19 protein-coding genes are annotated in these 24,495 nt (G+C 44.4%); 13 read left to right on the forward strand and 6 right to left on the reverse strand.

Annotation, left to right across the window (positions count from 1 at the left end):
- The first annotated feature begins 8 nt into the window (after nucleotides 1–8).
- On the forward strand, nucleotides 9–593 hold the full coding sequence (locus L3V27_RS09420; RefSeq protein ID WP_237311694.1) for an FMN-dependent NADH-azoreductase: 585 nt from the start codon (nucleotides 9–11) through the stop codon (nucleotides 591–593).
- Nucleotides 594–672: 79 nt separating this feature from the next.
- Here the strand turns inward: L3V27_RS09420 and L3V27_RS09425 are convergent, their stop codons facing one another.
- Together L3V27_RS09425 and L3V27_RS09430 are read right to left on the reverse strand one after the other, a co-directional pair.
- Complete coding sequence (locus tag L3V27_RS09425) at nucleotides 673–1,089, reverse strand: hypothetical protein (protein ID WP_237311696.1); 417 nt, start codon at nucleotides 1,087–1,089, stop codon at nucleotides 673–675.
- Between the two features lie 65 nt (nucleotides 1,090–1,154).
- Entirely contained in the window at nucleotides 1,155–2,459 is a 1,305-nt protein-coding gene (locus L3V27_RS09430) for a MipA/OmpV family protein (RefSeq protein ID WP_047008808.1), read from the reverse strand.
- 237 nt (nucleotides 2,460–2,696) lie between these two features.
- On the opposite strand from L3V27_RS09430, the gene L3V27_RS09435 reads away from it, so the two are divergent.
- From L3V27_RS09435 to L3V27_RS09445, 3 genes are all read left to right on the forward strand, one after another.
- The gene (locus tag L3V27_RS09435; protein ID WP_182036576.1) at nucleotides 2,697–3,047 is read left to right on the forward strand and encodes a hypothetical protein; all 351 of its coding nucleotides are present in this window, start codon (nucleotides 2,697–2,699) and stop codon (nucleotides 3,045–3,047) included.
- 9 nt (nucleotides 3,048–3,056) lie between these two features.
- A complete protein-coding gene (locus tag L3V27_RS09440; RefSeq protein WP_193447101.1) occupies nucleotides 3,057–4,997 on the forward strand; it encodes an alkaline phosphatase D family protein in 1,941 nt (646 codons plus the stop codon).
- A gap of 189 nt (nucleotides 4,998–5,186) precedes the next feature.
- Nucleotides 5,187–5,627 carry a TerB family tellurite resistance protein gene (locus tag L3V27_RS09445; RefSeq protein WP_046875238.1) on the forward strand — a complete coding sequence of 147 codons (441 nt, stop codon included), beginning with the start codon at nucleotides 5,187–5,189 and terminating at the stop codon, nucleotides 5,625–5,627.
- A gap of 252 nt (nucleotides 5,628–5,879) precedes the next feature.
- Here the strand turns inward: L3V27_RS09445 and L3V27_RS09450 are convergent, their stop codons facing one another.
- Both L3V27_RS09450 and L3V27_RS09455 read right to left on the reverse strand, forming a co-directional pair.
- Nucleotides 5,880–6,410 (reverse strand): 3'-5' exonuclease, encoded by a 531-nt coding sequence (locus tag L3V27_RS09450; RefSeq protein ID WP_005394213.1) that lies wholly within the window; start codon nucleotides 6,408–6,410, stop codon nucleotides 5,880–5,882.
- An 83-nt stretch (nucleotides 6,411–6,493) separates the two neighbouring features.
- Complete coding sequence (locus tag L3V27_RS09455) at nucleotides 6,494–8,035, reverse strand: sensor domain-containing diguanylate cyclase (RefSeq protein ID WP_031780387.1); 1,542 nt, start codon at nucleotides 8,033–8,035, stop codon at nucleotides 6,494–6,496.
- 289 nt (nucleotides 8,036–8,324) lie between these two features.
- Here L3V27_RS09455 and L3V27_RS09460 point away from each other — a divergent pair, with 289 nt between their 5' ends.
- Genes L3V27_RS09460 through L3V27_RS09470 form a run of 3 tightly spaced genes read left to right on the forward strand, consistent with a single transcriptional unit; the run spans nucleotide 8,325 to nucleotide 13,783 of the window.
- Entirely contained in the window at nucleotides 8,325–8,957 is a 633-nt protein-coding gene (locus tag L3V27_RS09460; protein WP_006741562.1) for a DUF2760 domain-containing protein, read from the forward strand.
- Nucleotides 8,957–10,912, forward strand: a complete 1,956-nt coding sequence (locus tag L3V27_RS09465; protein WP_225461651.1) for an Hsp70 family protein — start codon at nucleotides 8,957–8,959, stop codon at nucleotides 10,910–10,912. Before L3V27_RS09460 ends, L3V27_RS09465 begins: the two co-directional genes overlap by 1 nt.
- Nucleotides 10,913–10,972: 60 nt before the next feature.
- A complete protein-coding gene (locus L3V27_RS09470) occupies nucleotides 10,973–13,783 on the forward strand; it encodes an Hsp70 family protein (protein ID WP_237311697.1) in 2,811 nt (936 codons plus the stop codon).
- 98 nt (nucleotides 13,784–13,881) lie between these two features.
- Here L3V27_RS09470 and L3V27_RS09475 read toward each other — a convergent pair whose 3' ends face one another.
- Complete coding sequence (locus tag L3V27_RS09475; protein ID WP_005394200.1) at nucleotides 13,882–14,076, reverse strand: hypothetical protein; 195 nt, start codon at nucleotides 14,074–14,076, stop codon at nucleotides 13,882–13,884.
- 86 nt (nucleotides 14,077–14,162) lie between these two features.
- Here L3V27_RS09475 and L3V27_RS09480 point away from each other — a divergent pair, with 86 nt between their 5' ends.
- The 6 genes from L3V27_RS09480 to L3V27_RS09505 all read left to right on the forward strand — a co-directional run bounded on the left by L3V27_RS09480 (nucleotide 14,163) and on the right by L3V27_RS09505 (nucleotide 22,066).
- The gene (locus L3V27_RS09480) at nucleotides 14,163–14,849 is read left to right on the forward strand and encodes a DNA-3-methyladenine glycosylase I (protein ID WP_237311698.1); all 687 of its coding nucleotides are present in this window, start codon (nucleotides 14,163–14,165) and stop codon (nucleotides 14,847–14,849) included.
- 575 nt (nucleotides 14,850–15,424) lie between these two features.
- Nucleotides 15,425–16,768: a sodium:glutamate symporter gene (locus L3V27_RS09485; protein ID WP_047008748.1), complete on the forward strand. Its 1,344-nt coding sequence runs from the start codon at nucleotides 15,425–15,427 to the stop codon at nucleotides 16,766–16,768.
- A 214-nt stretch (nucleotides 16,769–16,982) separates the two neighbouring features.
- On the forward strand, nucleotides 16,983–17,474 hold the full coding sequence (locus tag L3V27_RS09490; protein WP_101911898.1) for a type II secretion system protein: 492 nt from the start codon (nucleotides 16,983–16,985) through the stop codon (nucleotides 17,472–17,474).
- 273 nt (nucleotides 17,475–17,747) lie between these two features.
- Nucleotides 17,748–19,487 (forward strand): ABC transporter transmembrane domain-containing protein, encoded by a 1,740-nt coding sequence (locus tag L3V27_RS09495; RefSeq protein WP_237311699.1) that lies wholly within the window; start codon nucleotides 17,748–17,750, stop codon nucleotides 19,485–19,487.
- A 3-nt stretch (nucleotides 19,488–19,490) separates the two neighbouring features.
- Nucleotides 19,491–21,266, forward strand: a complete 1,776-nt coding sequence (locus tag L3V27_RS09500) for an ABC transporter transmembrane domain-containing protein (protein WP_237311700.1) — start codon at nucleotides 19,491–19,493, stop codon at nucleotides 21,264–21,266.
- 251 nt (nucleotides 21,267–21,517) lie between these two features.
- Nucleotides 21,518–22,066 (forward strand): hypothetical protein, encoded by a 549-nt coding sequence (locus tag L3V27_RS09505; protein ID WP_005394187.1) that lies wholly within the window; start codon nucleotides 21,518–21,520, stop codon nucleotides 22,064–22,066.
- Nucleotides 22,067–22,107: 41 nt separating this feature from the next.
- On the opposite strand, the gene L3V27_RS09510 is transcribed toward L3V27_RS09505, so the two are convergent.
- Entirely contained in the window at nucleotides 22,108–24,330 is a 2,223-nt protein-coding gene (locus tag L3V27_RS09510; protein ID WP_237311701.1) for a TonB-dependent siderophore receptor, read from the reverse strand.
- Between the last annotated feature and the right edge of the window lie 165 nt (nucleotides 24,331–24,495).

Genomic DNA, 24,495 nt, shown 5'->3' on the forward strand with positions numbered 1-24,495 from the left:
TAACCATTATGTCTCGTGTACTAGCTCTAAAATCAAGCATCCTTGGCGACTACTCTCAATCAAACAAACTGATTGAAGACTTCATCAAAAATGTGGACCAAGACAAGCTAACTGTTCGTGATTTGGCTGCCAACCCATTACCAGTTTTGGACTTCGCCGTTGCCACTGCACTTCGCGCAACGGAAGATCTTTCACAAGAACAACAAGCGGTTGTCGAACTGTCGGATACCCTTATTGAAGAAGTAAAAGCCGCAGACACTTTGGTTATTGCCGCACCAATGTATAACTTTACAATTCCAACTCAGCTTAAAAACTGGATTGATTTGATTGCTCGTGCTGGCGTGACATTCAAATACACTGAAAACGGCGTTCAAGGCCTGATCGAAGGTAAGAAAGCGATTGTCATCACGACTCGCGGTGGTATCCATAAAGATTCACCAACTGACAACGTCACACCATACCTGCGTACCGTGCTAGCTTTCGTTGGTATCACTGATGTGGAATTTGTTTATGCGGAAGCGCTAAACATGGGTGAAGATTTCGCTGCGAAAGGCATTTCTGAAGCGCAGAGCCAACTTGCAGCGATAGCGTAAATTAGCCTAAGTTCAAGAACAAGTAGAATACAAATAACAAGGGATTGGTTCGCGCCAATCCCTTGTCGATCAAAATACCCTAATAGTGTTTAGAAGTTATCTTATTTCTCCCAGAGCGATTCACTTTCTCTAAGTTGTGTAGCGCTTCGTGATAGAGCTTTTCCAAAGACTGCTCAGCTTCGTTTATCATATTCTCAATCATCGCATCAAACGCGACATCACTCGGAATTTCGAGATCGTCTCCAACGTCAACCTCAAGAGAATTGACGTACAACACTAACCATTCATCACTCTCTAAATGTCCTTCCCCGTGGACGACAAAAAAGCGCTTGGCAAATTCATCGTTGGTACAGTTTATCGCCTCAATTTGAATATTGAATGAGGAGTCGATACTCATGGTGCTCATGCCATCCGATTCATCAGATGCATCACAAACAGCCTTAACTTTGGCACGATACACGAAGGTTCGCGTTGAAAGCAGCATTGTATTATTCATCATTACTCATAATGGGCGATAAAGAAGTCAGTTGCAAATCCGACCTATATGCATCTTACGATGCTCTAAAACTCGAACTGGAAGTAAATGGTATTGTAGTTGCTCCCGCCTTTAATGCGCCCAAACTGGGACGCACTTTCGAAAATTGCTGAGCGGTGATGCAATGAATAACCCACCCACATATTTTCCCAGTTTTTTTGGTTGAATAAGTCACCTATATTTACATCAAACGAGAAGTCTAAGTAGTTCAGTAGCTTACTTGGTGTATAACCCTTGTCTTCCATTTCGGTTCCTTCGATGTAGGTAATGTTGTCGACGTATGACATACCTTCCGCAACACCAAATCGCCAAGTCGTTGGCCAATTAACGGTATAATAAGCCTTAATCGCCATCACGTATTCTGTGCTCGCGGACTGAACACTGGACGACCAGTGATGAACCAAACCTGGCGTTAAATAAATATCAAGAGGAAAACCAAACAACTCGTCCGTTAGCGGGTGCCCATAAAACAATGAAGTAAGTTGATTGTCGTATGGGTCTTTTTCTCTCTCAAAGCTAAATATTTCACCAATATTTGAAGGCGTTGCCCAACCATGCGCGATACGTAGGTATGGTTTATTGCTCAGTGTTGATTTCGGAGCTTTGCCTTTATCGTTGAAAAAGCCAAAACCGACAAACACTTCACCTTGATATCGGTCCTCTACAAGCAGGCTGTTGTAGGCATTATCATCTAAGCGAGTGACACTCGTCTCCCCCAATAAATACAAGTTGGAAGTCACATGATAACGCGCTTTGATGCCGAGGTTGGCATCAAGTCCTGCTCCAATTCTTTCCCCAGTAACATCTTTAAACGCATAATATTCACTGTTGAAGTCAGCGTCTTTGTATCGAATCGTGATAGATGGCTCTAACTCCCAATCACCAAACGCATAATTAGCGGCAAGGCGATAATTAGAGTGAAACTGGAGTTCATCGTCCGTCATTAGTTCTACTTCTGCGCGCCAGTTGTCGTTAATGCTATAACGAACTTGACCACCAAAGTCGACTCTGTCCCCTTCATTGGCATTTTGTAGCGACATGGGAATATCAACAAATCTCAATCGCATGATCGCACTCGCGCGCCAATCAGAATCACTCTCGTCATACAGAAAAACGCCGCCTTCAATGCCATTGATATACAAATGCTCGTTTTCAAAGAACATCATTGGTACAAATGTACTCACCGTCGAGTCATTATCGGCGGTATAAAACGGGATCGATGCAGTGCGATACATCGCTGCAATTCCCCACGTTTGCTCTTCTACACCATACGCAGAAGAAGCCATCGCAGCTAAAGGCAAAGTGAGTGTTGTTAGAATTAATCTCTTCATGAGTTCGAAAAATGTTGGTTGAGAAGCAGGCAAACATCAATGATTTGCCATTTAAAGCTTATGTTCTTCTGATGATAGCCGTTACAATGACAAATGTTGTCATCCTCGTGACAGTTTGAGTCCCAAGATTATATTAATATTGCACGACTAGATGAGCTTATTTGTGAATATTTTTACTATCGTAACAAGCTCTTAAAACTCTAGCTTAGTTCCAAATCAAACATAATGAAGTAAAAAGTGAAAGCATCAGAACTTATCTCTACCTTGAATCATATACCCGCAGACACGGACCCAGACATTGTGATGGGAGAAGCATGGCTGCCTGAAAGGTTGATAGGGACTCAACTTGATGGTGACATGTTATTTTTGCACTTTGATAATGCTCCAGAAGATGGTCAGGGAGACGAAGAGGGACGCGGCTTCGTCGAGCACGAAATAGATCTAATCAGAACGCGACTTCAGCAGATTTTGGATGAAGACAGTGATAACGCGTCAAAAGCCGATGCCATGCTAGGTTTATTCCTTATGGGACATGAACTTAGCAGTTCACAAGTTATCGAAATATTAGAAGAAGAAGCTGACACATAAGGAGCCGTTTTGCCAGCATTGATGAACACGACTGAAACATCTTCACTTCCTCTTATCGTTGCAGGTCCGATTTTGCGCAAAGTGACCGCAACTGAAATCAATATTTGGCTAGTCACCACCCAACGCTTGGAGGGTATGGTGCAAATTACGGATGAAAACGCCTCCGTCATTCATCAAGCCCCCTTAAGTGAGCAAAAAGAACAGCTTCAAATCGGTCTCAATGCGTGGTGCTGTTTGTTGCAATTAAAGGGCGAGTTTCCGACCCATCAAACGTTACGCTATCAAATACAAACGCAACACGGCTCAGTAACGGAACTGCTTCCTCATCTGACTTATGAACGAGATAACTGTCCAAATTTGGGCGTTGAGTTCCTAATCAGCGAAAAAGCAGATTATGTTCTGCATGGCTCGTGCCGGAATCCCCACCACTTCAGTAAAGATACATTGGTCGCTGCGGATCATAAAATCGCATCTCAAACCATCGAAGAAAGACCAGATATGCTCATCATGAGTGGTGACCAAATCTACGCAGACCATGTTGCAGGCCCTACTCTGGACGCCATCGAACAAGTCATTGCCCTACTCGGTTTACCGGGCGAAGAATTCGAGCAAGCGCCGATAAAAAATACCAATGCCCTCTACCAGCACTCAGCTTGTTATTATGGTCGGGACAAATTGTTGCCTCATTATGTGAATGATGGCAGTTTACTGAGTACGTTTTTCCCGCACAGAGGGACGCCAATATTCAGCGCCAAAGAGTGTGAAAACCATCTAATAAGCTTTGCCGAATGCTTTGCAATGTACTTATTGGTTTGGTCTCCGACCTTATGGAAGCTTATTCGGACAGATCGCTTATTAGAAAATGAGTTTACTGTCGGCGGAGCAACTCTCGAACCCAAATGGCAACAGCAATGGCGCGAAGAAAAAGTTCAAATTGATAAATTCGTCGCAGGTCTGGACAAGGTTCAACGCTTACTCGCTCACATTCCAACCTACATGATCTTTGATGATCACGATGTCACCGACGATTGGAACCTTACCATAGGCTGGGAACAAGCCGCGTACAGCAACGTCTTTGCGAAACGTATTATCGGGAACAGCCTGATTGCCTACTGGCTCTGCCAAGGGTGGGGAAACGCGCCAGAAAAATTCAATGATGAGTTTATGAGTATCGCTCAACGCTTTTTCAACGAGGGTTCCTCACAAACTCAAGATGCATTTATTCAATATTTGTATCGCTTTGAGAATTGGCATTACACCATTCCGACGACGCCAAAAGTTGTCGTGCTAGATACGCGAACCAGACGCTGGCGTTCTGAGTCTAAAATGAACAAGCCCTCTGGGTTAATGGACTGGGAAGCAATGATTGAGTTCCACCAAGAACTTGTTCATCAAGACAAAGTTATCATTGTTTCTGCCGCGCCAATGTTCGGAGTGAAGTTTATCGAAGCACTGCAGCGAGTAGTGACGATGCTTGGTAAACCATTGATGGTCGATGCTGAAAACTGGATGGCGCACCCCGGAAGTGCGAATACGCTTATTAGTATTTTTACACATACTAAGACGCCGACCAATTTCGTTATTCTCTCTGGCGACGTGCACTACTCTTTTGCATACGACATTAAACTTCGCTACCGAAAAAATAGTCCGAATATCTATCAAATCACCTGTAGCGGGATTAAAAATCAGTTCCCAACCCAATTGCTCAATATTTGTGATGGTCTAGATAGGCTTCTATATAGCCCTCGTTCGCCTTTAAACTGGTTCACAAAACGTAAGCGGCTAAAGATCTACAAACGCGCACCAAGTTCGCACAATTTTTATCGCTTAGTTAACCACAGCGCCATTGGTGAGCTGCGTCTTGATGACGAAGGAAAGCCGAGCCAAATTAGCATTCTAACGAGCGATGGTGAAGAGGTACATTTTCCACCAACTCGTGCAGAAGGCTAAATCTCGCTCCCAAAATGACTTGCCCTTTCTTGAAGGCAAGTCATTTTGGCTGAACTTAAAAGTACGAGGGATTTGGGTAGATGAGCAAAGCTCTTGACTGTCAACGGCGTGCTAAATTTGATACCACACCTTGAGATCTACCGTATTTATGACCATGTTAACCAAATAAACAATAGCTCGGTGTTCAATATGTTTAACTCTCTTACCTCATTATTTAAACAGCTCATTGAAGGCTCTGATTTAAGCCAAACCAACACACTCTCTCCGAATATGGCTATCGCGTGTTTGCTGTGTGAAGTATCTGGCGCAGACCATAACGTCGATGATAAAGAGCAAGAAACAAAGCGTTCATTATTAATGAAGCTTCTGTCATTAAATGAAGAAGAATCAAATGCTTTGTTAGATCAAGCGCAACAGAAAATAAAAGACTCCGCGTCTCTGTACGATTTTACTTCTCAACTGAGAGAATTGACTCAAGAAACACGCTACAACTTAATCAAAAGCATGTGGGAAGTGGCGTATGCCGATGGCGAAATTGATCCACTAGAAGATGCAGTGATCCGCAAAACAGCAGAACTACTCTACGTTGATCACAGTGAGTTCATTCGAGCAAAGTTGCAATCTCAGTAAGGAAACAAGGTAAACATGTAAGTCGCGCAAGCTATTTCAAGTCTACCGTGAAATGATGGCGAAGATTGAGTTCTATAGCCACAAAAAAACGCGCATTACGCGCGTTTTTTCGATAAGCCAACGACATTGTTATTAAAATACTGGTCAAGATATGAATGTGTTTGACGAACTCAACACTAAACAGATTCCATGACAAAACGACAATGGTTGAATGACGATTTGATTACAAGTTTGCCTATCTATAGCGGACCATTAAAGCATAGTCAGAGCGAGCTTAGCTAAATTGTACGCATCCACATAACCAGAATGTTGGCGCCCTTCCCAATCAATGCCTTTTGCTTCTTGAGCGGCTCGGTGACCAATACGCTTATCCTTAAGACGATTTTGAATGCGATAAAGCGTCGCTAAGTTGATGAACTCCGTAAATGGCGCTTCAATACCTTTTTGCTTACACTCTTCAAGCAGGATGAGGTCATCTCGGCCCCATGATGCATAAATCTTGTTTCGACCACCAAAGTTCTTAACCATGGATTTAAGCACTTCTTCTAATGGGCGTCCTTGTTTTTCAATTTTACGCGGCGTAATACCTGTTAGCTCGGCACAAAACAGCGAAACTTCATCATGTTCAGGTTTTACGTAGTATTGAGCTCGCTTGACTATCTCGCCTCTAGACAAATCTATTTCAGCCAACCCAACTTCGATAATTTCACCCGTGCTGCCGACACCATTTTCGTTCCAGCAACACATTTCTAAATCGAAGCATACAATACGGTTATGGTTCATAGTTTGTCTTGATTCCTAACATAAAATTTTAAAGCGTGGGATTCTACCGTAACACGGTGTAAAACTCGAATTTGCGCGCCCATTTAATCGCCAATCGACACATTATTACGACCGTTTTTTTTACTCAAATAAAGTTGATTATCCATTTTGTGATACAAGCTTTCAGGATCTTCATCTTTATGGACAGCCGCGCCGATACTTAACGTGCAAATGATTGAAGCATCGCCATAGTCAAAAGCCGTACTTGCCACGATGCTCCGCAACTTTTCCAGATAAGCTTCCAGTGCTTCTTTATCAATGACTTTAGAAATAATACAGAACTCATCACCACCAGCACGATAAAATCGGTCTCCAGGTTTTAGATTCGCACTGACTAGCTTAGTCACATGCTGCAATGCTTCATCTCCCCCTAAATGACCATGCTTGTCATTGATAACTTTGAAGTGGTCGATATCAAAACCAACCAATGCGAAGCTAACACCTTTATTTATCTGGCTAAGCAAGTGATCGTTAAACGCTCGGCGATTGAGTAACTGAGTTAGAGGGTCACGCTCAGCCATCCTTTTTAATTCGACGGTTTTAAGCTCTAACATGACCGCCAAGCGCTCTTTTTCTCGTGACTGTAAATTCACAATCCAACTAATCAAAAAGGCGATTACCAACCCGGCTAATGTCGTGCCCGCTAAAATAGAACGCTCCCAAGCAGAGACGGCATCAGAAAGTTTAAAATCAATCCGCCACTCACGATTAGGCAGTTGAATGGTACGGCTTATAACCGTTCCTCGAATGTTGTCCCAGTTTGAACTTTGGAAGAGAACGGGGTCATCTGCTGCGTCAAAGCCTAAATCTTCTACGCGCACCGACATATCTAGCTCGGTCGCGGTTTTCGTGATCAAATCCTCAAAGTAAACCGTACTTCGAATCACCCCTGTCACTACACCTAATAAATGTTGGTTCTCGAAGTCAAACACTGGATGGAACACTAGCAGCCCAGTTTTAGGAATGGACTTGTCATACCCATCTTGCAATAAGCGAACTTTATCCGAGACATTCGCTCGCCCATTTGTGGATATATCATCCAAGATGAGATCGAAGCGTTTACGTGAAAAATAGAAACCTAGTAGAGAAAGGTTTTCTGGTGTTCTTGGATAAATATCCGATGCGATAAAAATTGGCTCTTTGTGTTCAAAAATGTACCCGTAGGTTTTGGGGCCATCTTTAGGAACGGTAAACGGTTGGAAATCAGGAAATGTTTGACGGGTCTTTAAAATATGCTCATCAAGGTCTTCGAATTCGACCTTTTGCATCCATTGAAGTCCAATTAGACTTCGCGAGCTATTGATTACTTGTTCCGCATACATTGGGAACGAAGACCAATAGGTGCGTTCAATCGAATGAAAAAAGTTTGCACCTGCACCAATGAACTTTAAATCATTTTCGACGTTCGCTTTCAGTGATTCTGCTTGTCGGTCAGCTAAAGTATCAAACGTCGTCTGCGTATACCGTTGCTGCATCGTATAAGCAGCACCGACCACACCAGCAGTGACACACAACGTCGCTGCAAAAGCTAGAATAGAGTCTGAATGTCGTTTGATAACGCTCTTGTGAGCGGTGCTTTGTGTCATATCGTAATTTTGATACTTCCGTAAGTTAAACTTCGGGATCTATTGAAATACTGCGTTAGCAACGCACAAACATCAAGCAACAACCTATGCTGGGCAGTCCGATCGTCGATTTTTCACGCTGTTCGTACGGTATAGTCACGAATTATTACAGCCTTAAGCCTTGAATATGCTACCATCCGTCATCATTTTAATGTCTAAACTTGGTGCAAGATCGCAAAGACGATCGTTTTAGTGAACACATATGAGCCAATACTGAGCACCAATAATCAATAGAAAGAGAAAAAACGTCATGAACATTGATTTGAACCTAATTCCTCAAACGTTCGATATGCTTCACGCTGGCCTAACCGCATCGAGCGTTTTGCTTCTTTTAGTCGCGGTCTCTCGCAAATCAAAAGTGGTTGAGAAAGTCGTAGAAAAACCGGTCGAGAAAATCGTCGAAGTTGAGAAGCCAGTTGAGAAGATCGTCGAAGTAGAAAAAGTCGTTGAAGTTGAGAAAGTCGTAGAAAAAGTGGTGGAAGTTGAATCGAAACTCGCAACAGCTTCTACTGATTCTGCAATGCAGCTACTTTCTATCATGCAGCAAGAAGCTCGTCTGATCGACTTCCTACAAGAAGACCTAACTTCGTTCTCTGATGAAGAAGTAGGCGCTGCGGCTCGTGTTATTCACACTGGCGGTCAAAAAGTATTGAACGATTACGTGACACTTGCGCACGTTCGTAACGAAGAAGAAGAAACTCGTATTACGGTTGAAGAAGGCTTCAACCCACAAGAAATCCGCCTAACTGGTAACGTGACAGGCAGCGCGCCGTTCCACGGCACTCTAGTTCACAAAGGTTGGAAGGCAACGTCTATGAACCTGCCTAAACTGGCTGAAAACTACGATGCATCTGTGATTGCTCCAGCCGAGGTTGAGCTGTAATGGAACATATGAACCAAGAAAACCATTCTCAAGAAGCGTCTGTTGAAACTCAACAGACGCCTAAATTCAGTGTTGGTATCGACTTAGGTACAACACACTGTGTCATGTCTTTTGTTGATACGCACGACGAAGACGCTCGCGTAGAAGTAATGCCTATCCCGCAGCTGACTGCGCCGGGTACGGTAGAGACTCGTAGCCAATTAGGCTCTTTCCTATACCAACCACACGAACACGAAATGAACCCGCAATCACGCGTTCTTCCGTGGTCGAGTGAGCCAAAAGCTCTGGTTGGTGCTATCGCGCGTAACCTAGGTTCAAAAACACCGATTCGCCTTGTTGCAAGTGCGAAATCTTGGCTTTGCCATGCAGGTGTGAATCGTCGTGATTCCTTCCTGCCAGCAGGTAGCCCTGAAGAAGTGGAAAAAGTATCCCCTCTTCGCGCGACAGAGCTTTACCTAGAGCACCTAAAAGATGCTTGGAATCACGCGAACCCAAATCACAACCTTGCCGATCAAGACGTTACCATTACGGTTCCGGCTTCTTTCGATCCTGCGGCTCGTGATCTAACTGCAGAAGCTGCACGCAACGTTGGTTTTGTGCACCTAACGCTTCTAGAAGAGCCACAAGCTGCACTTTACAACTGGATTGATAACAGCAACGACAAATGGCGCGACGAAGTTGAAGTTGGCGACATCGTACTTGTGGTCGATATCGGTGGTGGTACAACTGACCTTTCTTTGGTTGAAGTAACTGAAGACGACGGCAACCTAACTCTGAACCGTATCGCGGTAGGTGAACACATCCTACTTGGCGGTGACAACATGGACCTTGCACTTGCGTACCGCTTGAAGATGAAGCTCGCGCAAGAAGGCAAAGAGCTACAGCCATGGCAAGTTCAGGCGATGACGCACGCATGTCGTGATGCTAAAGAAGCGCTATTGAACGACAGCGAGCTTCAGTCAGTGCCAATCGTTGTACCAAGCCGCGGTTCTAAACTGCTTGGCGCAACGCTGAAAACTGAACTGACTCAAGAAGAAGTACAACAGACATTAGTTGACGGTTTCTTCCCTCAAGTTGCGATTACCGACCACCCTGTTCAACGTAACCGTGGTGCACTAACACAAATGGGTCTGCCTTACGCACAAGATGCGGGTATTACTCGCCACATTGCAGCATTCTTGTCTAAGCAAGCACACGCGCAAAGCGGTGGTGAATCAGCGCAAGCTCAAGATTTCAACCCATTTGCAAACATGCCAGGTATGCCTGGCGCGGATGCAGCGCAATCGGCTGACTTCATCAAGCCAACAGCAATCCTATTCAACGGTGGTGTGCTGAAATCAAAACTTCTAGCCACTCGTCTAGAAGACACGATCAACGAATGGCTAATTGAAGCAGACGCAGAAATGGCGAAACGCCTAACAGGTGTGGATCTAGACCTTGCGGTTGCTAGCGGTGCGGCTTACTACGGCTCTGTGCGTCGTGGTCAAGGCGTTCGTATCCGCGGCGGTATTGCTTCGGCGTACTACGTGGGTATCGAAAGTGCGATGCCTGCGATTCCGGGCATGGCACCTCCAATGGAAGCACTGTGTGTAGCACCATTTGGTATGGAAGAAGGCTCAAGCGTTGACGTACCAAGCCAAGAGTTTGGTTTGATCATCGGCCAGCCAGTTAACTTCCAATTCTTCGGCTCAACCGTTCGTCGTGACGACCTAGCAGGTACTCACCTTGACTACTGGGCACCAGAAGAGCTTGAAGAGCTACCAGAAATCCAAGTAACGCTGCCTGTATCAGAAGGTCGTCGTGAAGGTGAAGTGGTTCCAGTTACCCTAGCTTCTCGCGTAACAGAGCTTGGTACGCTTTACTTAGAAGCCATTGCCGCTGATAACGGGCAAAAATGGCATGTTGAGTTCGATGTGCGCGAAGACGCGAAAAGTGACTCAAACGAAGAACAATAATTAGAAGTCAAACGGCATCCAATCGGGTGCCGTTTTTAAATACACGAAGGTTTGGTTTGTATGGCATCTCCTCGTTTCCTTGTTGGTATTGACCTCGGCACCACAAACACTGTGGTGGCCTACTGTGAAATCACCGACAACCTTGAACAATCCGAAGTATCCCTATTTGACATCGACCAACTGATTGGTCCGGGCGAAGTCGTTCGTAAACCACTTCTGCCCTCTTTCCGCTATCATCCAGCTGTAGGTCAAATCTCCTCTTCTGACCTCACTCTTCCTTGGGACAACGAACCTGTTGCTGGCGACATTAACAATGTCATCGTTGGTGAATGGGCTCGTGAATTAGGCGCGAAGGTGGAAGGACGTCAGGTATCCAGTGCAAAAAGCTGGCTATCGCACCAAGCAGTGGATCGTAGCTCAGACATTCTTCCTTGGGCTGGTGCGCAAGACGTGGATAAAGTTTCACCCGTCATTGCCAGCGCAAGCTACCTCAACCACATTCGTCAAGCATGGAACTACCGTCATCCTAGCAACAAGCTAGAAGACCAAGATGTGGTTGTGACCGTTCCAGCATCGTTCGATGAAACCGCTCGTAAGCTCACGCTTGAAGCCGCTGAGTTGGCAGGTTTAAAGAAAATCGTCCTGCTCGAAGAGCCACAAGCCGTATGTTACGACTGGTACGCACGCCATCAGAAAACCGCAGCTGATGAACTCAAAGAGTTACCGCTGATTCTTGTGTGCGATGTGGGCGGTGGTACCACCGACTTGAGCTTGATTGAAGCAAGTTTCTCTTCTCAAGATGAGCTAGCCCTTGATCGTATTGGCGTTGGCGAACACTTGATGCTGGGTGGTGATAACCTCGACTTAGCATTAGCACACCTTGCAGAAAGCCGCTTCAATCAAAGTAAGAAGCTCACTGCAGCAAGCCTAACAAAGCTAATTCAGCAAACACGTAAAGCGAAAGAGAACCTGCTTTCAGCGAGCGCACCTGACGAAGTGAAGATCACCATGTTAGGTAGCGGCTCTAAGCTACTTGGGGGCACAAAGAGTATTGCTCTAAGCAAACAAGAAGTGCACCAAATCGCATTAGATGGCTTCTTCCCGCTTTCTGATTTCAGTGAAGTACCAGACAAACGCCGCAGCGCCGTTGTCGAGTTTGGTCTTCCATACGTTGCTGACCCAGCGGTGAGCAAGCACGTTGCCGAGTTCTTAACTCAGCACCAGCAAGTGTCTCGTGCCGCTCTTGGCATTGAAGACGATAAACAAAACGCGATTCCAGTTGGCGTGTTGTTGAACGGAGGCGTGTTTAACAGTGATCTGGTGACTGAACGTGTCACCGCCCTACTTTCTGACTGGCGCGGCGCACCAGTTACGGTATTAGATAACCCACATCCAGATTGGTCTGTTGCACTGGGTGCTGTTGCGTTTGGTAAAGCACGTCGTGGTGCGCAGCTTAAAATTGGTGGCGGTGCAGCGCGTTCTTACTTCTTGCATCTTCAAGAAAAGAACAAAATGGGCAAAGCGCTCTGTTTGCTTGCAAAAGGAACAGAAGAAGGCCATGAGATCCGTTTAAGCGGTCGTCGTTTCTCGCTCACTCTTGGAGAGCCAGTCCGCTTTAACCTGCTGACTTCTACCCACGATACGTTAACCAATAACACCGCCATTCAAAATGGCGTGATGGTTGATGTTGACCCAGACTTGTTTGCTCCTCTGCCGCCTTATATCACCACCCTTGAAGGTGAAGGTGCCGAACTGCAAGCCAACCAGAAAGAACGTGTCGAAGTGCAATTGGCTTGTCAACTAACAGAAGTTGGCACTCTTAAGATGGAGTGTGTCAGCGCAGAAGACGACAACAAACGTTGGGAACTCGAATTTGAAGTCCGTAACAAGCAAACCGATGACAGCGAGCAAGTTAAGCTTCACCCTAAACTGAACGAATGTAAGGAGCTGATCGCTCGCCTATACAGCGGTAACAAGAAAAGCGCAGAAAGCAAAGAGATCAAAACCTTAGCCAAAGATCTTGAGAAGAAACTTGGCAAGCGCGATGAATGGGATTTTACTACCCTACGTCAACTGTTTGATACCTTTGCACAAGGTCGTAAACGTCGCCGTCGTTCTGAACAGCACGAGAAAAACTGGCTTCGTTTGGCGGGCTTTGCACTGCGTCCGGGCTTTGGCGATCCAACAGACTCTTGGCGTATTGAGCAAGTTTGGGGACTGTATCAACAAAATATTCAGTTCAAAAACCATCAAGGCTGGACAGACTGGTGGGTATTCTGGCGACGTATCGCGGGCGGTCTAAGCCAAGAACAACAAGAAACCATTTTGGCAGACATCGCAAAATATCTGCATCCCGGCGCGATGAAAAACCCACAATCCGCCAAAGCGGCACAAGACATGGGTTACGAATCCATGGTGCGTCTTTCAGCCTCTCTAGAGCATCTAGAAGTGGAAGATAAAGTTCTTTTGGCAACGTGGTTCTTGAGTAGAGCGATCAACCAAAACCAGTTTGAACAAGCGCACTGGTGGGCGATGGGACGTTTGGCTTCTCGCACACCACTTTATGGCAGCCAGCACAACGTCATTCCTCGTGAACAAGCAGAACAGTGGTTGCCTAAGCTGTTAGAGCAGAACTGGCAGAAAGAGCCAATGATCGCTTTCGCAGCCGTAATGATTTGTCGTAAGACAGGTGACCGCCTGTTTGATATTTCTGACGATTACCGAGAGCAAGTTCTAACGAAGCTGAAACAAAGTAAAGTGCCCGAATCTTGGGTATCACTAGTTAAAGAAGTGAAAGAGCTTTCAGAAAGCGAATCAAAACGCGTCTTCGGTGATGCTTTACCAAGCGGTTTAACGCTAGTTCATCATTAATTCCACTCTACACAAGAAGACGAGTTAGACGTACAAAGCCCTTCCGACGAAGGGCTTTGTTGTATCGCATTCTTTTGGTTTTGATCGTGTACAACGCGCTAATTCATTTCTGTCGTAATCACTACATCGCGCGTTTCGTTATCCATATCGCTAATACCGACCACCGACACTTCTCTGTCCGATAGAGTCTCAATTAAGCTGTCTTCTAATCCGCCATCGGCCAGCCAAGTATAAAATTTATCCGCGATACGCTCCGAACCTTCCCCGACAAACGTTAATGTGACCTTCTTCATTTGTGACACTCCATCAATTTACGATTCAGCCACTTAAGCGTAGTATGTTTCGCAAATATCGACATAAACTAGGACTAACTTCTTTTATGAGTATCGAAAAATTTGACGCGATTTATCAGCGCGCTGCCGAGCGTAAAGGTGGTGAAGATCAACTTGAAGCGCTTTTGTCTCACCCACTAAGCAAAGAAGAACTGGCCGCAATTCCTGATGACCGTTGGCTAGCGGCGTTTTCGATGAAAGTATTCCAAAGTGGAATTTCTTGGAGTGTGGTTCGCAACAAGTGGCCGAACTTCGAAGAGGTATTTTTCGGCTTTAAAATCGAGCCGCTATTGATGCTGTCTGATGAGCAATGGGAAACCAAAGCGACCGACAAACGCATCATTCGCCACCTCACTAAAGTCATGTCGATTCCGGCCAACGCTCGCATGATCAATGAAGCAAGAATCGAATATGGCTCGTTCAGTAACATGATTGCTGAATGGCCTCGGGAAAAGATCACGGATCTATGGGGCTACTTGAAGAAGCATGGTAGTCGTCTGGGTGGAAATACAGGCCCTTACACTTTACGCCAAATGGGCGTGGACACTTTTATTCTGTCTAACGATGTCGAAGCTTATTTACGCAACTGCAAGATCATTGAAGGCGGCAAAGACACGAAAAAGTCCTTGGACTCTGCTAATAAAGCCTTTATTCAGTGGCAGCAAGAAAGTGGAAGAAGCTTGACCGAAATCAGTCAAATTATCGCGTTTAGTACTGGTGACAACCGAATTTAAACAAGCACTTTGTAGCTCTGGGGGCGAAATTCCGGCCCCCCTATAACGCATGATATTTGCACGAATCACTCTACTTTAGCTCTTACTGATATTACTACTTTCTCGATTCCTCCAAAAAATCCCTCCTTAAAGTGGCAAAATCCCCCTTCAAATCACAAAAAGTTATCATATCGACAAATTATTTTTCTTGTTCAATATTTTTATTTATCAAATATTTAATTACAAGTGCCCAGTTTTTAGGCACTAAATATTGATGACGCTCAATTGCATTGCGCTGACAAACTGACTAGGATACACGCCCTTCCTGAGTGAACTATCAGAAACTTGATCGAGGAATTTATTCAAATTTCTCAACACTTCGTGAGCACTCACAACAATTGCACTCACTTTATAGATTTAAGGATCAACAGATCCGTTAATACAAATTCGACAGCGCAATAGAGTGCTGACTAGAACAACCATGACGCGATGTCACATGAGTGACTATTTTCGTGGTTTTGTGCTGGAAGTTATTTATTACATCAAGGCTGGTTAAAAGGATGAGCCCCTTGAACGCATTTACTGGAGGACAAGAAATGCCAAAAGGTCTAATGCTGACTGACTTAGCCATCGCTGGCTTACTATTAATTGCAGCAAAAGTAATTCGTGTACATATGCCTTTACTACAACGCATGTACATTCCATCTGCTGTATTGGCTGGGTTATTTGGTCTTATTTTTGGCCCAGCTCTGCTTAACGTATTACCTTGGACAGATACCTTTACCGCAAACGCAAGCCTCTTAACTGCTGCACTTTTTTCTGCGTTGGGTTTAGCAACAGATGTCCCGTCACCAAAAGTGGTTGCTCAACGAGCAGGCTCATTGTGGGCGTTTAACCAAATTGCATCCGTGTCGCAATGGCTGTTTGCAGCAATGTTTGGTTTAGTACTTACCACCTTCTTTTGGCCTGAGATTAATCCTGGGTTTGGCGTAACCATGTCCGCGGGATTCATGGGCGGTCATGGTTCAGCATCTGTAGTCGGTGAAATCTTCACAGGCCTTGGCTGGGAAGATGGTTTTACACTTGGTTTAACGTTCGCCACGGTTGGGATCTTTATTTCAATCTCAGTGGGCATGTTAATGCTTCAGTTTGCGTTGAAAATGGGCTGGATTCGTAGCTTTACGACATTCGACAGCATGGACGAACACGAACGCAAAGGCTTAGTGAAACCTGACGATCAAGAACCTGTGATGAAAGATACGATGTCATCATTGTCAGTCGATTCTTTCGCGATTCACGCGGCGCTGGTTGTAGTGGTAACCGCTTTCTCTTATGTAGCAGCCAACTACTTATCTTCTTTCCACGATAAGGTACAAATTCCGACTTTCGTTACTGGCTTTCTGGGCGGTATGTTAGTTCGAATCATCGCTAAGCAAACCAAGGCATCTCATTACCTATGTGACGGCGCATTCAAACACGCAGCGGGTATTAGTACGGATTACCTGATCATCTTTGGTATCTCAGCGATTAAGATCACGGTTCTAGCGCAGTATTTAATGCCAATGGTAGTGCTCGCAATTGGTGGTATCGCGTTCACGCTATGGCTTATCTTTTGGGTTGCACCTCGCATCATGGGAGATGACTGGTTTGAGAAAGGCATTTTCTCTTGGGGATGGTTAACAGGTACAGTCGCTATGGGTATCGCGTTATTACGCATTGTCGACCCCAAAATGCGCAGTAAAGTGTTAGATGACTATGCTATCGCTTATGTTCCAGGCTCAATTACGGACATTTTCATCATCTCGCTTATGCCAATCGCAATGTATAACGGCATGCACTGGCAAGCGTTAGGTGTTGGTCTAACCTATATTGCCGTTGTCTTATTCATTTGGCGATTTGTATTTAAGCGCAGCGGTCAAGCCGTCGCAAACGAGTCTTAATTGATCATTTCGGGAGGTATTTTATCCTCCCGAATTTAACTCTCTTCCCTTATTCGATAGCCGCCTCCCACCAGCATGCAACAAATAAGCAACTTGTTTTATATTTAAGATCTGCAAGCTTGGTCACTCCTTCCCATCCTTTTTTAATACTTGACCTGCGCATTTTTATATCAAAATAGCCGCCAAACTATTCATGACTCATGGAGAAACGGCAGTGCATCGCTCTCAAGGATTTACCCTCATTGAACTCATCGTGTGCATCATTATCCTTGGTGTCGTTAGTGTTATTGCCCTTCCTAAATTTCTTGGTCTGCAAAAAGATGCTCGAGTGGCGGTTCTATATGGCGCGAGGGAAGCGCTCATGACTGCAAACAACTTTGTGTACACCAAAGCCGTTATTCAATCTCAAGAGACGGTAGATGGCGACAAACAATATAACATTGATCTAGATAATGACGGCAATAACGACCTAATTGGTTACTTTGGATTTATTAAGAATGTCATTCCCGCAAAAGAGCTGGCAGGTTTCGACCCTCAACTCACTATCAATACTTGGTACGGGGTAGACAGCCCGGACGAACCCTATTTCCTTATCGGCTTTGCAAACAAACCTGTTGGTCCAGACCATATGTGTTATGTCGAAGTTTACTACCCAGAAACTCCAGGTGGCCAAGTCAGCTACAAAATACAAACTGACGACTGCTAGTTCCCCTAGTGAGTGAAAGTAACAGTTGCACTTTTGGTGCTTTCATCGCTTTTAGCAGAATACTGGCCCCAAAACCCATTATTAACAACTATTTCACATAATGTTGTTTCATAGTTAGCTTGCAGCGAGAAAACAAGTAATTCGCGACCGCACACGCCCGTAATCGAAACAATCTATCGTTTTTCCGACCGCCAATAATTTGTGCTTGTAAACTCATCATTTCGCTCAATAATAGTTCTATAACAAATTCAATAATTTAAGGCGGGAGGCGTGATGAGAATATTCTGGCAGTTACGTTGGTATTTCCAACAAAAGTGGAAGCATTATGTCGGATCGATTTTGCTTTTCGCTGTGATATCAACTCTACAACTTGTTCCTCCTAAAGCGGTCGGTATCATCGTTGATGGGGTCGTAGATAACACGTTAGATACAAATACGCTGATTCTGTGGCTCTTGGGACTCACTGCACTGATCTTTGCCATTTATGGATGCCGTATCTTATGGCGAATTTGGCTTTTCGGCGCAAGCTGGGAACTCGGAACCATTCTACGTAATCGTCTCTATAGGCACTTATCGACACAACCACCCCGATTTTTCGAACGTTATAAGACCGGTGATCTGATGGCGCGTGGTACTAATGATGTACGTAACATCGTAATGACAGCCGGCGAAGGGGTTTTAACGGCAGCCGATTCCTTGATCACGGGTATTGCAGTTTTAATCATCATGGTAACGCAAGTTAGCTGGAAGCTCACCGTTATGGCACTTCTTCCAATGCCGTTTCTTGCAATCATCATCTTTTTTATTGTCCGTATACTGCATCAACGTTTCCGCATTGCTCAGGAAGCCTTTTCTACCATGTCAGACATGACGCAAGAGTCACTTAACGGCGTGCGAATGTTGCGAGCTTTTGGGTTAGAGAATCAAGAACAACAGCGCTTTGAAGATGTAGTCGATGATACCGGTCAGAAAAATATCGCCGTCGCTAGAGTCGACGCGAGATTTGATCCAGCTATCCAACTCACCATCGGCCTCTCTTTCCTTCTCAGTGTTTCTGCCGGTGCTTACCTTGTCGATAAGGGAGAGATCACGCTTGGTGATCTAACAGCCTTTACGATGTATTTAGGGTTGATGATATGGCCTATGCTGGCCTTCGCTTTCTTATTTAATATTTTAGAGAGAGGCTCCGCAGCATGGAATCGCCTACAAGAGATCTTTGATGAAACACCAGAAATTGTCAGTGGTAATAAACCATTAGAAGATAAACCACTGCCATTAAAAATTGATATCGATGCTTTCCACTGGTCCAGTGATTTACCACCAGCCTTGGCCGAAATAAAAATCGAACTTGAACCCGGTAAAATGTTGGGAGTAGCTGGCCCTGTCGGAAGCGGAAAATCAACCCTGCTAACGCTGCTTTTGCGTCAGCACGACCTAACAAACGGTTCAATTACATTCGGGGATGTTGAGATTAAAGATGCCCTACTTCCTCAGTGGCGCAACCGCTTTGCCGTGGTTAATCAAAGCCCGTTTCTATTTTCAAAATCTATCTTTGACAATATTGCCTTAGGCAACCCTAACGCGGGAAAGGAAGAAGTCTACAGAGCAGCAAAGTTAGCCTGTATTCATGATGATATAGAGAAGTTTCCTGAAGGCTATCAAACTGAAGTTGGCGAGAAAGGCATTACTCTCTCTGGAGGACAAAAACAACGAATTGCGATAGCACGCGCTATGTTACTAAATGCACAAGTCTTGGTATTGGATGATGCGCTTTCGGCTGTTGATGGCCGAACCGAACATCAAATCCTTAAGAATTTGGAAACGCACTACCGTGATCAATCCCTAATCGTTATTGCGCACCGCCTCACCGCATTGGAAGCAGCAGACGAGATCATTGTATTGAATCACGGACACATTACTGAACGTGGGCAACATAGCGCTTTATTAGCGCATAAAGGCTGGTACGCCGAAATGTTCGAGTACCAAAAACTAGAACAGGCGATGGAGGAATAATGAATGAAGCAGACCAGTACGTTTAAACGGTTAATGTCTTACCCATTATCTCAACCAAAGCCAATGATTAAAGGACTCGCCTTGCTGTTTATTGCAGCGTTAGCCAGCGCCGGCGGCCCTTGGTTAATTCAATATTTCATTGATGAGCACATCGCTAAAGGTGACTATTCACAAAATATTCTGATTTCGCTAGCAGTAGGTTATATCGCTCTTCAGATCGTATCGGCAACATTCCAGTATTTTCAGTCATTGCAATTTAGCATTGTCGCGGCTAACACGATCAAAGCGATTCGTAAGCAAGTATTTTCTGGCGTGATTAAGCAGCCGTTATCTGCGTTTGATTACACTCCTGCTGGAAAATTGGTATCGCGAATCACCAACGATACGGAATCTCTACAGCAATTTTATGAGCTCTTGATCGCGACCGTGGTGAAAAACGTGGTCATGATTTTGGTGATGCTTGGCGTTATGTTTTTCATGAGCTGGAAACTCACACTTGTTGTGCTTGTATTGCTACCGATCGTCATCGGCTTTATGTACTTGTTTAAGCAGCTAAGTACAGAAAGCTACCGAAGGATGCGCGACCTATTGACTGACATAAATGCGAATCTGAGTGAATCCATTCAAGGGATGAGTGTCATTCAATTAATGCAACAAGAAGAGCGTTTTAATAAACAGTTCAACGAGCTAACCGCAGAGCATTTGGTGGCATCTAAACGAGTGATTCGGCTAAACGGCTATCTGCTAAGACCATTGATGGACTTGCTCGCTGGCCTCGCGTTACTTTGCTTGGTTGCGATCTTTGGCTTTAACGGTATTGAGTTGATTGGTGTGGGGGTACTGTATGCGTTTATCAGTTATCTTGCACGCGTTACTGAGCCATTAATTGAAATGACTCAGCAACTTGCTCTACTTCAGCAAGCGTTAGTATCAAGCGAACGTGTTTTTGAATTGATTGATGCGAAAGAACAAACTTACGGGGACGATCATCAACCATTAAGGTCAGGTGCTATCGAACTTAAAGACCTCACATTTAGCTACGATGGTAAACAGGACGTCCTAAAAGACATTTCGTTGAAGGCCAACCACCAAGACTTTATCGCGCTTGTCGGGCATACAGGAAGCGGTAAAAGCACATTAGCGTCACTGTTAATGGGCTTTTATCCAACGCAATGTGGTGAACTGCTCATCGATAGTCGTCCACTTAAAACACTAGGGAAAGACGTCCTTCGTAAAGATGTGGCAATGGTTCAGCAAGATCCGCACATTCTCCCTGCTTCAGTCAGAGAAAACATCTCTCTTAGTCGAGCGGTTGACGATACTCAAATATGGGATGCGTTAGACAAGGTAGGTTTGGCAGAGCAAATTCACCGTTATCCTAATGGGCTAGACACGCAGTTAGGTCAAGGTGAAACCAATCTATCTGCTGGACAAAAACAGCTCTTAGCGTTAGCACGTGTGCTTGTGGTAAAACCTAAAATATTGATATTAGATGAAGCAACGGCCAATATTGACTCAGGAACAGAAGCTTTAATACAAAAGAGCTTGGCAGTACTCAGACAAGACATGACACTAGTCGTTATCGCTCATCGACTTTCAACTATTTTGGATGCGGACCAAATCATTGTTCTTCATCATGGGGAGTTAGTAGAGAAAGGCACACACAAAACACTGTTGAAACAAAATGGTCGTTATGCCCAAATGTATCAGTTACAGCAAGCAAACCGACATTTACAGCAGATTGAAGAAGAAACCAAGCAACTCGAAGAAGCGGTGTGATGTTTATACCCATGCCTTCTTTTTATTTGGTAGGCATGGGCATAATCGGCCCAACTTCAAAAGTTAGCCTGATTAGCTTCCAATTTCTTCATAATGTGAACTAATTTTCTATTTCTTACCTATTATTGACATAACCCCTCGCTATATCACGCAAGGTCGTTGTAAAATCGTACGGTACTTCAGTCTGGCGCCCTTTGCACTAGACTGTTTTCACTTTCTAATAATGCATATTAATCTCATGACACAAGTCCATGGACAAAGATAAGTTTACTAACATCTATCGCTTGCCTGGTTCGATTCAAATTCGTATCGGTAAATGGCAAAAAACGTTCCGCGGCACCTCTGATTTAGTTTTACATCAGGCGCTAATGGAGCGTAATAAGCAATTTAAGAAACCAGACTTTTTACCTAAAGGCTGGTGCGTCACTCCTATTGACGAAAAAGATATTACTGTCACGCACCACGGTAAATATATCCAAACCGTCATGCGCACAATGTTGGACAGAAAGGTCTCGTACAAGCGATTATTCCTATCTCGAATGAGTGCGGAAGAAGGTGAAAAAGTGCTCCACAATTACAAACTGGAGTGGGTAAGAAAACATAACCAGATCGCCAAAAAGTACAATCAAATTAAGAAGAAACAGTACATGAACTTTGCAAGAGAAGAAGAGGAAACCCTCTACCCTTCGATTCCAAAGGGTGAGTTTGACAAAACGTTATGGAACAAGCTCGTCGTATCATCGTTTGGTCCGCAGAAAAAGTACAAAAACCCACATTTTGTCCGCAAAGCCGATTTCTAAATAAACACCCCTACACTAGGGGTGTTTATTTATCCGTTAAATCACCAATCGTAAGTTAAACTGGCAATAATATTTTGTCGATCGCCATACCAACAAAAACCATCACATGTCGCTATGTACTCTTTATCAGTGATATTTTTGGCTGCGACTTGTAGCTTGTAATCTCCAATGCGATAGCTGACCGTCGCATCCATTAAAAAGTAACTTGGTACTTTTAGTCTCTCTTCATTATCTCCGTATGACTCACCTGTATAGCGCGCACCTAAGCCAACAGCAAAGCCATCAAGAGGTCCATCAAAGAAACGATAATGTGCCCAAGCTGATGATACGGTATTCGCGACTTGAGAAGGTGTTTTGCCAACCCATGTCTTATTGACGTCTTCTTTTATCTCTGCATCAACATAGGCTATGTTTCCGATTAATGTTAAAGAAGGTGTCACATTGGCTACAGCTTCAAACTCAACGCCGTTATTTTCTATTTTTCCTATTTGCGTCAATTCACTCAAGTAGATACGAGCCAAGTTTTCTTTTGTTGCCCGATACGTTGCAATATTGAAATAGCCATCGAATGAATCCGGTTGGTATTTTACACCGATTTCAAATTGATCACCGCTTTCCGGCTTCGCTGGCTTACCATTGCTGTCTTCTTGAATAATTGGCTCAAAGTACTGAGAGTAACTAAAATATGGCGTGAAGCCAGAATCAGAAATATAAGCCGTTCCCACGCTAAACGTCCACTCTCCATTATCGACTTTCGTGCGAGCACCCGTGGTAACATTATGTACTTCATTACTTGTATCGTCGTAACGCGCACCCAATAACATTGTCCATTTATCGTTAATCAGCATATGATCTTGAAAATAGACACCGAGCTGTCGGTTCTCAACTTTCGTTCTTTGCTTATCGGTTTCGCTCAATGGCTGTAGCGTATTCGGATCGAGTAACGTTATATTATCCGAATAAGTGGGATTAAATACATTAAACCTAGGGTCAGGCAAAGCTCCCATTGGTGTGTTTAAGAGCGCATTACCATCAGCAACGATAGGATCATTCGCAAAGTCCTTACCATCGATACTGATCATTTGAAAATCTAAACCCAACATCAAGTTATGCTCAACGCTTCCCCAATTTACTTGGCGCATCAAACGATTATCAATATTAAAAGCATCGGATGATCCATCTTCTGTTGAAGCGCCCCGAAGTATGGTCTTGCGTTCATTTGATGGATCTAAAATCGGCCCCAACCCAGGTACATCAGCCGAGTAAACGTACGAATACATTTGTCTCAACTTAACATCCATTTCACTGTAACGAGCAGCTTGAACAAACGAAGTGGTATCATTAAACGCATGAGAAAACTCATAGCCTAAAGACACCTGCTCACGCTCAAACGTCTCCCAGTTGGGATTGCCTATCGCTAAACTATCACTGATCTTTCCATTTTTGCTTGGCATTAACGTTCCTTCAACTGGCAAAAATTGCAGATAAGGATCTGAGTCGTCTTTTTGATAGCTCGTTAGAAAGGTAATTTCAGACGTCTCATTAAATTTGTACGTCATTGATGGAGAGAGAAGAATGCGCTCTGCTTCTACCCCACTAATTCTCGTCCCATTTTTTCTCGCTAACCCTTGAAAGCGGAAAGCTAACTGCTCACTCACCTCAGAGTTTACGTCAAGAGAAAGTTGTTTACGGTCTTCAGAACCGTACTCCAAAGATACAAGCCCTGAGCCTCCATCAAATTGAGGTCGCTTACTGACGACATTGATAACCCCACCAGGAGGGTTTTGCCCATAAAGAACAGACGCTGCACCACGTAACACTTCAACCCTTTCTAACGCAAACGGATCTATTTGCCAACTATAGAAACCAGAAGAATATAAACGGGTACCATCTTGATACAGCCCGCTGTTCGCCTGTTTAAAACCACGAATAATAAACCAATCTTGCTTGTTATCTTCGCCGAAATAATTAGTTTGAATACTTGGTGTGTACTGTAGCGCGTCAGAAATGCTAATAGATGCACGATCATCCATTTGTTCTCGCGTAACAACAGATACCGCTCTTGGGGTTTCATTGATGGCAATATCAGTTTTCGTCGCTGCCCGACTCTTCACTCCAAGATAACCAAAATCAGGGCCAACTGCACTGTCTTGCTTCTGTCCAATCACAACTATATTTTCATTTTCCTGAGCTAAGACATTTGGCGTTGATAACGCTAATACAACCGCCATTGACGTTGGTGTCAGCATAAACTGCCGAGTCATATTATTCTCCTTTTTTGTCGGCAGCCAAACTAACCCTTCATGACTTCAGCGATCGCTGAAAGAAAAGCGAGTTACAGCATCGCCAATTGTTTCCATAAAAGACAAACCAGAGGTTTTGCATAAAGCACTCGCATAGGTTACGAATGCCACTGCGAGTGCTTGTTT

The sequence above is a fragment of the Vibrio sp. J2-3(2022) genome, assembly GCF_021725735.1.
GTDB lineage: Bacteria > Pseudomonadota > Gammaproteobacteria > Enterobacterales > Vibrionaceae > Vibrio > Vibrio diabolicus.

Excerpts from the sequence above, each read along its gene's own strand:
- L3V27_RS09475 (WP_005394200.1), bottom strand. The coding sequence starts at position 14,076 with ATGAAGAAGGTCACATTAACGTTTGTCGGGGAAGGTTCGGAGCGTATC.
- L3V27_RS09485 (WP_047008748.1), top strand. The coding sequence starts at position 15,425 with ATGCCAAAAGGTCTAATGCTGACTGACTTAGCCATCGCTGGCTTACTA.
- L3V27_RS09460 (WP_006741562.1), top strand. The coding sequence starts at position 8,325 with ATGAACATTGATTTGAACCTAATTCCTCAAACGTTCGATATGCTTCAC.
- L3V27_RS09455 (WP_031780387.1), bottom strand. The coding sequence starts at position 8,035 with ATGACACAAAGCACCGCTCACAAGAGCGTTATCAAACGACATTCAGAC.
- L3V27_RS09445 (WP_046875238.1), top strand. The coding sequence starts at position 5,187 with ATGTTTAACTCTCTTACCTCATTATTTAAACAGCTCATTGAAGGCTCT.
- L3V27_RS09495 (WP_237311699.1), top strand. The coding sequence starts at position 17,748 with ATGAGAATATTCTGGCAGTTACGTTGGTATTTCCAACAAAAGTGGAAG.
- L3V27_RS09470 (WP_237311697.1), top strand. The coding sequence starts at position 10,973 with ATGGCATCTCCTCGTTTCCTTGTTGGTATTGACCTCGGCACCACAAAC.
- L3V27_RS09430 (WP_047008808.1), bottom strand. The coding sequence starts at position 2,459 with ATGAAGAGATTAATTCTAACAACACTCACTTTGCCTTTAGCTGCGATG.
- L3V27_RS09425 (WP_237311696.1), bottom strand. The coding sequence starts at position 1,089 with ATGAATAATACAATGCTGCTTTCAACGCGAACCTTCGTGTATCGTGCC.
- L3V27_RS09450 (WP_005394213.1), bottom strand. The coding sequence starts at position 6,410 with ATGAACCATAACCGTATTGTATGCTTCGATTTAGAAATGTGTTGCTGG.
- L3V27_RS09505 (WP_005394187.1), top strand. The coding sequence starts at position 21,518 with ATGGACAAAGATAAGTTTACTAACATCTATCGCTTGCCTGGTTCGATT.
- L3V27_RS09420 (WP_237311694.1), top strand. The coding sequence starts at position 9 with ATGTCTCGTGTACTAGCTCTAAAATCAAGCATCCTTGGCGACTACTCT.
- L3V27_RS09500 (WP_237311700.1), top strand. The coding sequence starts at position 19,491 with ATGAAGCAGACCAGTACGTTTAAACGGTTAATGTCTTACCCATTATCT.
- L3V27_RS09465 (WP_225461651.1), top strand. The coding sequence starts at position 8,957 with ATGGAACATATGAACCAAGAAAACCATTCTCAAGAAGCGTCTGTTGAA.
- L3V27_RS09480 (WP_237311698.1), top strand. The coding sequence starts at position 14,163 with ATGAGTATCGAAAAATTTGACGCGATTTATCAGCGCGCTGCCGAGCGT.
- L3V27_RS09510 (WP_237311701.1), bottom strand. The coding sequence starts at position 24,330 with ATGACTCGGCAGTTTATGCTGACACCAACGTCAATGGCGGTTGTATTA.